Consider the following 10819-nt stretch of genomic DNA (forward strand, 5'->3'; position numbering starts at 1 on the left):
ATAGTTCAAATGAAAATTAAAAAGGTTAACAATCAACAATCAACAATTAACAATCAACAATTAACAATTAAATAGATAAAATAAAAAGTATGCAACAGAAAACATACACAGGGCAGCCTGTAATTACATTGAACAACGGAGTGGATATTCCGGCTTTAGGATTCGGGGTTTGGCAGATGGAAGATATGCAGGAATGTGAAAATGCGGTGATCAAGGCCATTGAAACCGGCTACAGAATGATCGATACGGCTTCCATTTACCAGAATGAAACCGCAGTAGGAAATGCGATTAAAAATAGTGGAACAGACCGTGAAGAATTATTCATTACTTCAAAACTTTGGGTTCAGGATACTTCTTATGAGCAGGCAAAAGGGGCTTTTCAGAGAACTTTAGACAGGCTACAGCTAGATTATCTGGATATGTATCTTATTCACTGGCCGTATTCTGATTTTAAAGGAGCATGGAAAGCGATGGAAGAACTGTATCATGAAGGGAAAATAAAAGCAATAGGGGTTTGTAATTTCCCTGAAGATAAAATGGAGGAATTAAAAGCTGATGCAACGGTACTTCCTGTCATCAACCAGATCGAGCTGCACCCGATTTTCCAGCAGAAAGAACTTCAGGTGTACAACAGGGAAAATAAGATCATCACGCAGCCTTGGAGTCCACTTGGAAACGGAAACGCAGGATTACTGGATCATCAGGATCTTAAATCAATCGGCGAGAAATACGGTAAAACGGTGGCGCAGGTAATTTTAAGATGGCACTTACAGGAAGGATTCTGCGTGATTCCTAAATCGGTTACCCCTTCCAGAATTGAAGAAAACTTTAATGTTTTTGATTTTGAATTAGCCGAAGATGAAATGAACGTCGTTCGTTCTTTAGACACCGGAAAAAGATTATTCTTCGATCCGAAAGATCCGGAATGGGAGCAGAAAATGCTGAAATCGGTAGCGGATATTTAAGATCTGGAATTTCATTTAAATAGTTTTCATTAAAAGTCTGTTTAAACTTTTATTTAACCACAAAAGTCACAAAAGATGTACTAAATTTTTTATTTAAAGGTGATCATTATCAATGAAAAAGCTCACCATAGTTTTTAAAAATCTTTGATTTTTATTCTTTTGAGCGCTTTGATTATTCTGGAAATTCGCTTTAACATTATCTTTTGTCCCTTTTGCGGTTAATTCTGAAATTAGTTTAAATATGTTTTAAATATAAAGAAGCAGTAAATTATTATTGCTTCTTTTTTTATTAAAAAATATCATTTAACTTTACGATGATACTTAAAAACTAAAATTATGGATACAAAAGTTAATGATCAGATCACCGATGCGGTGACTCAGGCTAATGTAAAAGTTTTAGGAGAGGCTCCTGCAATGGCAATGGGAAATCTTTATCAGGCTATGGCACATTCTACAGGCATACTTTTTCAGAATGCAGTAAGCGCTCAGAATCAGCAGAATATATTGGCTCAGGCTGCTACGACACAAGGTGTAATGCAGATTTACAGCATCGATACCGCTGCAGACGGCATTGCTGCTTCAAAAATACTAAATGGCGGTGTCTGAATATTCAAAAATTTTCAGAGACAATAAAATTGAATATCTTACCGGAATCAGAATTAAAGCAGTGAATTTATTTTATTTTTGCTGACTTATAAGTATTGTATAATTTCATGAACAAAATAATTTTATCCTTTATGCTGCTCTCTGTTATTTCCTGTACCGGAAGTGATGAAGATCAGAACACAGACAATAAATCTTCCATTATCGGAACATGGTATGTCGAAAAAACCGAGATTTACAAATCTTTAAATCAGCAGGTTCTGGTTTCTTTTTCAACGGAATGTCAGAAAATGAGTACCCACGAATTTACTTCTACCCATCTTTTCTCCATTTCTTTTGCCCAGAACAACAATACCTGCGAAAAAGGAAATGCTGTAAGCCAAAAATATACGTTAGATAAAACAAACAGTACATTCTGGTTTGAAGGGCAGGAAAAGTATCCGTACTACATCACAAAGCTTAATGAATCTGATATGGTGGTAGAAGACCGCACTCAGGATTTCGACGGCGACGGAGCGAAAGATGTATTGAGACGTTTTTATAAAAGAATCAAATAAAATAATTTTACTTAATATTAGAGAACAATAATGAGCGGGCGGTTTTATAATAGGGTCCCTTCGACAAGCTCAGAGTGACATCCCGAATACTAACCGCAATATTTAAATATTGTCAGGCTGAGCCTGTCGAAGCCTTTATGAGTAAAAAGGGGTAAGTTAATAAAATAAAAAACTCCTTTCGGTCTGAAAGGAGTTTGTTTTTTATATTCTGTACAGTTATTTCGTAAGATCAAGACCTCCGAAATTTCCGGAGCTCATCATGAGATAAACGCCGTCTGTTTTATCCAGTGTGTTCCAGTACGCATGAAGTTCTTCCGCGTTGGTGAACACTTTTAAATTTTCATTCTTAAACTTTTCTTTAATCAGTTCCGGTGAAATCGGCTCCATTCTTTTGATTTTCAGGGCATCTTCAGAATAGAAAACAATCGCTTCATCCAGTCCGTCCATTGCGTGATCATACTGCTCCAGAAACACAGGATTTAAGCTGGAATACGTATGAAGCTCAAGAAAACCGTATTTCTTTTCGTTTTTAAACTGCTCACAGAATGCTTTTACGGCTGCCTTTACCTTACTCGGCGCATGTGCAAAATCTTTATACAATGTTCCGTTGTCTTCTCTTTCTACCTTTTCAAGACGTTTTGAGGCTCCTTTAAAGCTCATAATGGCTTCATAGAAATCTTCATCCATAATTCCCAGAGTATGGCAGATGTGTCTTGCCCCTTCAAGATTTAATAAATTGTGTGCGCCAAAAACCGAAAGCGGAACATCACCCATTTCTGTTTTCAGGTGAACTTTTCTGTTTACAATTTCGTATTCAGGGGTTTTGTAAGGAATTTTTCTGAAATAATTTTCAGCACTTTCCACCACTTTTACCACTTCGGCATCTTCTTCATTGTATACCAGAACACCGCCTGCCGTAATGCTTGCCACAAATTTTCTGAACTGCACCACATAATCATCAAACGTTTTGAAAACGTTGATGTGATCCCATGCAATTCCGCTCAGCAAAGCAATATTCGGCTGATAGAGCAAAAATTTCGAACGGAGATCAATAGGAGAGGAAAGATATTCATCCCCTTCCAACACCATAAAATCGTTGTCTTCGCTAAGTTTCACCATACAGTCGAAACCTTCCAGTTGTGCTCCCACCATGAAGTCCACCTCTTTCTGATGGAAATTCAGCACATGAAGGATCATGGAAGTAATCGTTGTTTTTCCGTGCGAACCGGCAATAACCACTCTTGTTTTATCTTTAGACTGTTCGTACAGAAATTCGGGATACGAATAGATTTTCAGTCCAAGCTCTTTGGCTTTCGCCAGTTCCGGATTGTCCTGATGCGCGTGCATTCCGAGAATAACGGCATCGATATCCGAAGTAATCTTTTCCGGAAACCATCCCATTTCTTCGGGAAGAATTCCTTTCTTTTCCAAACGTGATTTCGAAGGTTCAAAGATCGCATCATCCGAACCTGTTACAAGATATCCTTTATCTTTTAATGCAATGGCAAGATTGTGCATCGCACTTCCGCCGATCGCGATGAAATGGGTTTTCAACTGTATTTACGGTTTTTTTACATTAGTATTAATGATCTCCTGAAAAGCATTGGTAATGTTCGTCCAGTTTGTTTTGTAATTCGGCATTACCGAGCTTGCATCGGTTTTGCTGCCTTCATTCGGACCTTTTTTTATGTTGATCGTCGTGGCAATCCCGTCATAAATTTTCTGGTGGTCTTCCTGTATTCTTCTGAAATTATTCTGGGAAAGTGTATTATCCAGCTTTTTAAGATCTTCGTCTGTAATTTTAAAATCCTGCCTGTATTTTTTACCCTGTCCTTCGAAAGAATAATGGGCAGTATTTCCTTTAATCAGAAGATTTTCATATATCGGTGCAAATCCTCCGCTTTTCGAATAGCTGATGTCGAAATCCGAATACACTTTCTGGCTGTTGCAGGATACTAATACTATGATCGCGAATAAAATTCCTAATATTCTTTTCATCATTTTATACTTTAATTATCTGACTCTTTTTGCTCTGATTTTTTAGCTTTTAATTCTTCATCATAACTGTGCAGAACATTGAAATCCTCCGTCTGCTCAATCGCTGTCATGATTTTATGCAGAATCTGCTGCGCATTTTCTTTATCGTAATCTATATCAAGAGGCGCTTTAAATTCCATCGTTGGTTTTACGCCCGTAACTTTTACACGAAGTCCCTTTTTATCGAAAGCCCTTCTGAATCCGTTGATTTTAATAGGAATAACAATCGGACGTTGGTTTTTTACCAGTTTTGCCGTACCCCTTCTTCCCTGTGCAAACGCTGCCGTGGTTCCCTGAGGAAAAGTAGCTACCCAACCGTTATCCAGGGCTTTCATGATATTATCGACCTCACTCATGTCTACCATTCGGTTGACGTTTTTACCTTCTGCTCTCCACGTTCTTTTTACCGTTACTGCTCCTGCAATCTTAAAGATTTTAGGAAGAATCCCTTTATTCATGGTTTCTTCCGCAGCTACATAGTAAAAATCAATTTTAGGGTTTAGAAGATAGATCGGGTTCTTAATGGTGTTTAAATACCCATTGTTTACCGAGCAGAATGCATGATACATCGCTGCCACATCTGCAAAGTACGTCTGATGGTTGGATACAAACAGCACATTGGAATCCGGAAGATCCACAAGATACTCAGTACCGGTGATTTTCAGTTTATTAAAGCCGTTGAATCTTCTGTAAGATACAATTCCTAAAATAAAAATAATCAGCCTTTTTAAAAAATAAGGAGTTCCGAACGCGTCGGTGAAAATGTTTTTCTTCGCCATCTCTCAATTAAACACGGTATTGCAAAGTTACATTTTTTTCAGCAACTGGCTGAATTCGCTAAGGATCATTGCAGTAGCGCCCCAGATAATATATCCGTTGAAATTAATCACCGGAACTTCATTTCCTGCCGTGCTCGGTAAAACCATCATGTCCGGCTCATCCGGAAGATTGAGAAAACAGGTGATCGGAAATTCGATCACTTCCACCGCTTCACTCTGCTGCAGAATAAATTCAGGATTCTTTCTGGTGTATGAAATATAAGGATAAACATAAAAATTGCTGGGCGGAATGTAGATCGGCGACATTTCGCGAATCATCCGTACATAATGTTTCTCGATGCCGATTTCCTCTGAAGTTTCCCGCACGGCAGTTTCTGCAAAATCCTCATCCGTTTCTTCGCGCTTTCCGCCCGGTAAAGAGATCTGTCCGCTGTGACGGTCGTGCTCATTAATGGTTCTCTGGATTAAAGGGAAATGCCACTCATCGTTTTTCAGGTACAAAACAATATTTACGGCAGCAAACTTTGGATTTTTTTCCAAAACCTCTTCATACGTAAAAACAGGGCGGGAAGGAGGCGAGAAAACACCGTGCGCATAGATTCCCGGCAATTCCGCAGTTTTTATTTTCTTTAATAAATCTTTTCCAAAACTCATTCTCAAATTTAATCATTTCTTTTGAAGAAAGGAAGAGCGGAGAATGTTAATTAATGGTAAAAATGGGAGAGTGGTGGTTGGCTGTTTGTTGATGGTTGATGATTGATGATTGATGATTGATGGTTGATGGTTGTTGGTTGTACGCTGAGCGGAGCCGAAGCGTACTGCTTGGCTGATTTGTTTGAATGACTGAATTTATGAAATCTGTTTTTTGCTTGTTTTTGAAGGATGTTTTTTGATGAACGGGTTAAAATTATCACAGAAATGTCCATTTTCCACCATCATAAAAAATTCTGACCGGTTTTGACCGGTTTTGACTGCTTTTGACTGGTTTTGACCGGTTTGAAAACCCATTTCTTCGGATCATGTTCGGGTCTTCTTCGGATCGGCTTCGGAAAAATGGGATTTTTTCCGAAGGAATACCGAACAACAGTCGAAGAATTTCGGAAGAATTTTGATTACCGTATTTCTTTAATTGTACGCTTCGGCTCCGCTCAGCGTACTTCAGTGCTATTCCATTTTAAACACAGCATTGTAAACCAAACCCTCCACCGTGCGCTGAGCGGAGCCGAAGAGCACATTAAAACATACACTTTAAAAAATATCACCATGATTTCCAACCTTTTTGAAAAAAATTGCATCCTTTAAAATAAAACGACATGTTTTGTCGTTAATGCTTTGTAATTTTGCAGAAAAGTAAAAAAGACAGGAGTTTATTTTTATTATTCTGAACAAAAAATTAATAAAAACAAGCTGTTAAAAGCTCATAAAAAAACAATAGCCATGATTAAAACAAATAAATTTCGGACAGGTTCTGTCAAATTCAGGATCAATTCTTTAAGAATGCGGGTTTCCTTATTTTTCTAAGCATTCCCTTTCTTAATTTCACCTTTACAATAACGTTAAAATTACACTAAGTATGAAAAAACTCAGCATGAGTGTGTTCACTCTGTGCAGCATTCTGGGCGTTTCCGCCCAGGAAGTAGTCTGGCAGAAAGACATCCGGTCTTCTACGCAGGACTTTCTTTCACAGGTCACCACAACCATCGATCAGCAGTATTTAATTACCGGAAGCAGCATCCATTCTGACAACAGTCAACCAACAACTGGTAACCAAAAGCAGAACAACGGCTACGATTTCCATCTGGTAAAACTCAACCAGCAGGGCGAAGAGGTTTGGGAAAAATATTTCTCTGGGAAGAACCACGATTTTTTATCGGCAACGGTTAACACTCAGGAAGGCGGGTTTCTTCTGGCGGGTTCCAGCTATTCAGGAAAAGGGCTAGATAAAAAGGACGATTCCAAAGGCGGCAGCGATTTTTGGCTGATCAGAATCAACGAATTTGGCGATGAATTATGGCAGAAAACAATTGGCGGAACTTCGGATGAAGAAGCAAGAGCGGTGATCCAGACAACAGATTTTGGATTCTTTATTGCGGGTAATGTGCAGAACTCATCAAAAGGCTACGGTTCCAAAGATGTTTTGGTAGTAAGACTGGATAAAAGCGGGAAGGAATTATCCCAATTAGTTTTAGGCGGAAAAGGTCTTGATGAAGTGGAAAAGATGATTCCCACCAAAGACGGTGGAGCTTTGTTAGGGATCTATTCCAGAAGCGCAGCTTTGGCAGGAAGCGGGAAGACGGAGGCTGTAAGTAGTAAAACCATCAACTATCAACCAAAAACAAGCAACAATTTTGGTGAAGGCGATTACTGGATCGTGAAACTTTCGAAAGAAGGAAAAGTAGAATGGGAAAAGAATTTCGGGGGTAAAGGCGACGATCATGTAAGAACACTTGCGCTGACTTCAACCGGCTACCTGATCAGTGGGGAATCCAGATCGGAAAGATCGGGAAATAAATCCGTTGGTATTGAAGAGGGTACAGACCTTTGGTTACTCTCCATTGATGAAAGAGGCGAAGAAATTTGGCAGAAATCCTACAATTTCAAGAACAGGGATGTTCTGATGGGAATGAGCGTCATTGCCGGGAAGCAGGAAGACGGAGGCGGGAAGTCTAAGGGAATTCTCTTAGGCGGTTACACACAGGCGGAAGGCAGGATTGAAAATGATGATGAGACTTTCTGGATGCTGTATCTTGACCAGAACGGAAATGAGCAGTGGAGAAAGCACGTGAAAGGAGAATCCCAAAAAAAAGAGGAACGGTTATCTGATATTAAGCTGAACCGTGACGGATCGATTGTACTCGCAGGAACCAGCGCAGAGGAACTGGGAAAAGAAAACTGGAAGATCGTGAAGCTGGGGGATAAACAGGTTGACCAGCTGATCGAAAAGCAGGATATTAAGATCTACCCGAACCCGGTAACGGATTATGTGTATGTGGAGCTTGGGTTTGATGGTTTGAGAGAAGGAGCGTTTGAAGGTGAAATCGCGGTGTATGACATGGGCGGAAGAAAGCTTGAAACGGTAAAAACAAAAAACAAGATCACCAAAATCAATACCCAGCCTTTGATTCAGGGGGCGTATCTGGTGGTGGTGAAAACCAATGACAAAACGGCGAATGCCAAATTGATTAAAAAATAAGACAAATGAGAAAAATAAATAAAATATTTTTATGGATTTGGATTTGTTCCTCAATTTTTGGAATAAATATGTTTGCACAGAATCCTAATATAACCAAAATAGATAATCAATATGTGCCTAAAATTTTCGGAAGTTCTCCTCAAGCAATGGCAATGGCAAAAGTGTCAGAAATACCAATAGATATATCAACAGGTAGAATAAACTACACAATTCCTTTATTTGAAATTAAAGAAGGGACATTAACTATGCCTGTAAATCTTTCTTACAATTATTCAGGATTATTGCTGGATGAAACCCCAGGATATGCTGGAGTAGGTTGGACATTTAATATTGGTGGGCAAATCTTGCATAACATAAAAGCACTTAATGATGAGCACTATCAGACAGATAAATCAAAAATTGATGATTTTGTAAATCATAGAGCACCTTATGATACAGGGTATGATGTAATGCTTTCTAGCCCAAACTACTTAATTCTGATGGGATTGCTCAATGGTACAATTGATGGAGAGACAGATAAATACACTATGAATATTGGGAATATAAATGCCAGCTTTTATTTAGATAAAAATAATAATCCCGTATTTATTAGGAATGAAAATTATCAGGTTATTGCAATTGAAGGAACTAGTTTTAAAGTAGTAGATGATAAGGGAATTATTTACAAATTCTCGACACTGGCTACAGGACATACTTATGCTCCAGAACTTGATTATCCCGATTATGTAGCCTCCTATCTTATTACAGAGATTAGTTTTCCGGACTCTTCAAATAAAATTATATTTGAATATGGGGATAATACAGGAGAATTATTAGAAGCCAGTGTATCCCAAACAAAAGTACTTGAATCACATAGTTGGACAGGAGTAATTGACACAAACAGAAATATAAATAGTTATTCTTCCAATGGGATAAAAACCCCTTTGCTAACTAAAATTACTACCAGCAACTCTACTATAGAAATTAGCTATAATAAGCATCCTAATGAAACAGGAGTAGCAATTATTTCCAATATAAAAATTAAGAATACTGCACAAAAAATTACAGATCAGTTTGAATTTGCCTATTCTGACTGGGTTTGGAGGAGGAGGAATCTTCAGCAAGTAACCCATAATGGGATTTCATTGGCTCAAATGGAATATGACATGGCTTCCAATTACCCATCTCAAACACTTACTCCTATGCCTACTCCAATAAATACAAATAGTATCGTTCTTAAAAAAGATTTATGGGGATATTATAATAGTGGAGTTCAAGCGGTAACAAACAGTACAGATCCATTTGACAGACCCAGCATGAAACCCAATTTTAATGATACAAAAATAGGCTCCCTTACCAAAATCACCTATCCTACTAAAGGATATTCCGTAATAACATACGAACCTAATATTGTTCGTTTGGAGGGTGAGACTAATTTGCCTTATGAAACTGAAGGGGTATATTACACTGGAGCCGCTTCAACATCAAAAGCCGTAGGAGAAACTGTTGATAATACCTTTACAATAAACAGATTTCCTGATTCTTCAGTTGAAGTTAAGGTGACATCATTCTTAAATAATGACCCTAATTATCCAGTATCTGATGAAATCAGAACTGCAGAGACCACCATATATAAAGACGGAGCCCCCACAGTTAATCTTTTTAAAGATAGTAAAACATGGCTTTGGTCAGATCCACAACCCACTAATACATGGCAGCCATCCCCATTAGTCCGTACCACAACGAAGAGCGTATATTTGTCAAATGGTACGTATCATGTAAAATCATATTCTGACCGTGGGTGCACTGCGAAAATTTCGGCTACCATTAAAAATTTCTTACCTGAATATGACCAGCCAATTGGAGGTATTAGAGTAAAACAAACACAAAATTGCGATTTTAATGGAATATGTACCACAATTAAGTATAATTACACAAGTAATAATAAAAGTACGGGCATATTACTTCAGAATCCTCAATTTTCTTCTGGCCTTTTTTCAAGTTACACTGAAACAGGATCACCAGGGGCAGGAGCAGGTAACAGTGAATCAGGGTCTGGTTTTTCTCCTGTTTATTATTTTGCAAGATACTATAGTTACAATAGTATTTATCCTCTATCTCCTTACAGGGGAAGTCCCGTTCTATATCAAAGTGTAAGAAAAGAATTATTAGATAGTAATAATAATTCCAAAGGAAGTACCGTTTCAGAATACTATCCCCCTGTTGGATTGTTAGATACTCGTTATAATGATAATCTTTCAATTGGAATGTTAAAAAATGAAATAGAATATGCAGCTAATGATAATAATTTTCTTAAAAAGACTACTCAAAACAAATCTACCAGAATAAATAATTCTAAAAGTATTGTGTACGGCACTGCAGTAAAGCAGATCTCTGAGTTTAGACCGGGTGGACCTGGAATGCCTAAGTATACTTTCAATCAGCCTTATAATAGTAAGCATGAATCTATAAACTATATGCCAACTAAAATAACAGATAGTATGAGATTCAATCAAAGTTATATCACTCAAGTTACAAATCTTAATTATAATTCTTCGAACACAGGAAATTTACTTACCAAAAGTATCACTACCTCCGATGGCTCTGTACAAGAGACAAATTACCAGTACGCCCACGAAAAAAACAACCAGTTATTGATCAGTAAAAACATGATCGGCATTCCATTGGAAACCACCGTTACGCAAA

Annotated in this window: 9 protein-coding genes; 5 read left to right on the forward strand and 4 right to left on the reverse strand. The window is 37.9% G+C overall.

The genetic code is table 11. The features are described 5' to 3' along the window. Nucleotides 1-89 precede the first annotated feature (89 nt). From BW951_RS19380 to BW951_RS19390, 3 genes are all read left to right on the forward strand, one after another. On the forward strand, nucleotides 90-965 hold the full coding sequence (locus BW951_RS19380) for an aldo/keto reductase (RefSeq protein WP_076395806.1): 876 nt from the start codon (nucleotides 90-92) through the stop codon (nucleotides 963-965). A 336-nt stretch (nucleotides 966-1301) separates the two neighbouring features. Beyond that, entirely contained in the window at nucleotides 1302-1571 is a 270-nt protein-coding gene (locus BW951_RS19385; RefSeq protein WP_076395808.1) for a RebB family R body protein, read from the forward strand. 107 nt (nucleotides 1572-1678) lie between these two features. Beyond that, entirely contained in the window at nucleotides 1679-2125 is a 447-nt protein-coding gene (locus tag BW951_RS19390; RefSeq protein WP_076395810.1) for a lipocalin family protein, read from the forward strand. A 216-nt stretch (nucleotides 2126-2341) separates the two neighbouring features. On the opposite strand, the gene BW951_RS19395 is transcribed toward BW951_RS19390, so the two are convergent. From BW951_RS19395 to BW951_RS19410, 4 genes are read right to left on the reverse strand one after another with little or no spacing between them, the layout of a single operon-like run. Continuing rightward, nucleotides 2342-3679, reverse strand: a complete 1338-nt coding sequence (locus tag BW951_RS19395; protein ID WP_076395812.1) for a UDP-N-acetylmuramate--L-alanine ligase — start codon at nucleotides 3677-3679, stop codon at nucleotides 2342-2344. Nucleotides 3680-3685: 6 nt separating this feature from the next. Further along, nucleotides 3686-4123 carry a hypothetical protein gene (locus BW951_RS19400; protein WP_076395814.1) on the reverse strand — a complete coding sequence of 146 codons (438 nt, stop codon included), beginning with the start codon at nucleotides 4121-4123 and terminating at the stop codon, nucleotides 3686-3688. Nucleotides 4124-4134: 11 nt separating this feature from the next. Further along, nucleotides 4135-4941: a lysophospholipid acyltransferase family protein gene (locus BW951_RS19405; RefSeq protein WP_076395816.1), complete on the reverse strand. Its 807-nt coding sequence runs from the start codon at nucleotides 4939-4941 to the stop codon at nucleotides 4135-4137. Nucleotides 4942-4968: 27 nt separating this feature from the next. Continuing rightward, a complete protein-coding gene (locus tag BW951_RS19410) occupies nucleotides 4969-5595 on the reverse strand; it encodes an NUDIX hydrolase (RefSeq protein WP_076395818.1) in 627 nt (208 codons plus the stop codon). 919 nt (nucleotides 5596-6514) lie between these two features. On the opposite strand from BW951_RS19410, the gene BW951_RS19420 reads away from it, so the two are divergent. Together BW951_RS19420 and BW951_RS19425 are read left to right on the forward strand one after the other, a co-directional pair. Next, a complete protein-coding gene (locus BW951_RS19420) occupies nucleotides 6515-8134 on the forward strand; it encodes a T9SS type A sorting domain-containing protein (protein ID WP_076395822.1) in 1620 nt (539 codons plus the stop codon). A 5-nt stretch (nucleotides 8135-8139) separates the two neighbouring features. Further along, a partial coding sequence (locus tag BW951_RS19425) for a hypothetical protein (RefSeq protein ID WP_139326216.1) occupies nucleotides 8140-10819 on the forward strand: 2680 nt, incomplete at its 3' end.

Origin of the sequence: Chryseobacterium gambrini, assembly GCF_900156825.1 — a bacterium.
In the GTDB taxonomy this organism is placed as follows: Bacteria; Bacteroidota; Bacteroidia; order Flavobacteriales; family Weeksellaceae; genus Chryseobacterium; species Chryseobacterium gambrini.

Excerpts from the sequence above, each read along its gene's own strand:
- BW951_RS19405 (WP_076395816.1), bottom strand. The coding sequence starts at position 4,941 with ATGGCGAAGAAAAACATTTTCACCGACGCGTTCGGAACTCCTTATTTT.
- BW951_RS19420 (WP_076395822.1), top strand. The coding sequence starts at position 6,515 with ATGAAAAAACTCAGCATGAGTGTGTTCACTCTGTGCAGCATTCTGGGC.
- BW951_RS19410 (WP_076395818.1), bottom strand. The coding sequence starts at position 5,595 with ATGAGTTTTGGAAAAGATTTATTAAAGAAAATAAAAACTGCGGAATTG.
- BW951_RS19400 (WP_076395814.1), bottom strand. The coding sequence starts at position 4,123 with ATGAAAAGAATATTAGGAATTTTATTCGCGATCATAGTATTAGTATCC.
- BW951_RS19380 (WP_076395806.1), top strand. The coding sequence starts at position 90 with ATGCAACAGAAAACATACACAGGGCAGCCTGTAATTACATTGAACAAC.
- BW951_RS19385 (WP_076395808.1), top strand. The coding sequence starts at position 1,302 with ATGGATACAAAAGTTAATGATCAGATCACCGATGCGGTGACTCAGGCT.
- BW951_RS19390 (WP_076395810.1), top strand. The coding sequence starts at position 1,679 with ATGAACAAAATAATTTTATCCTTTATGCTGCTCTCTGTTATTTCCTGT.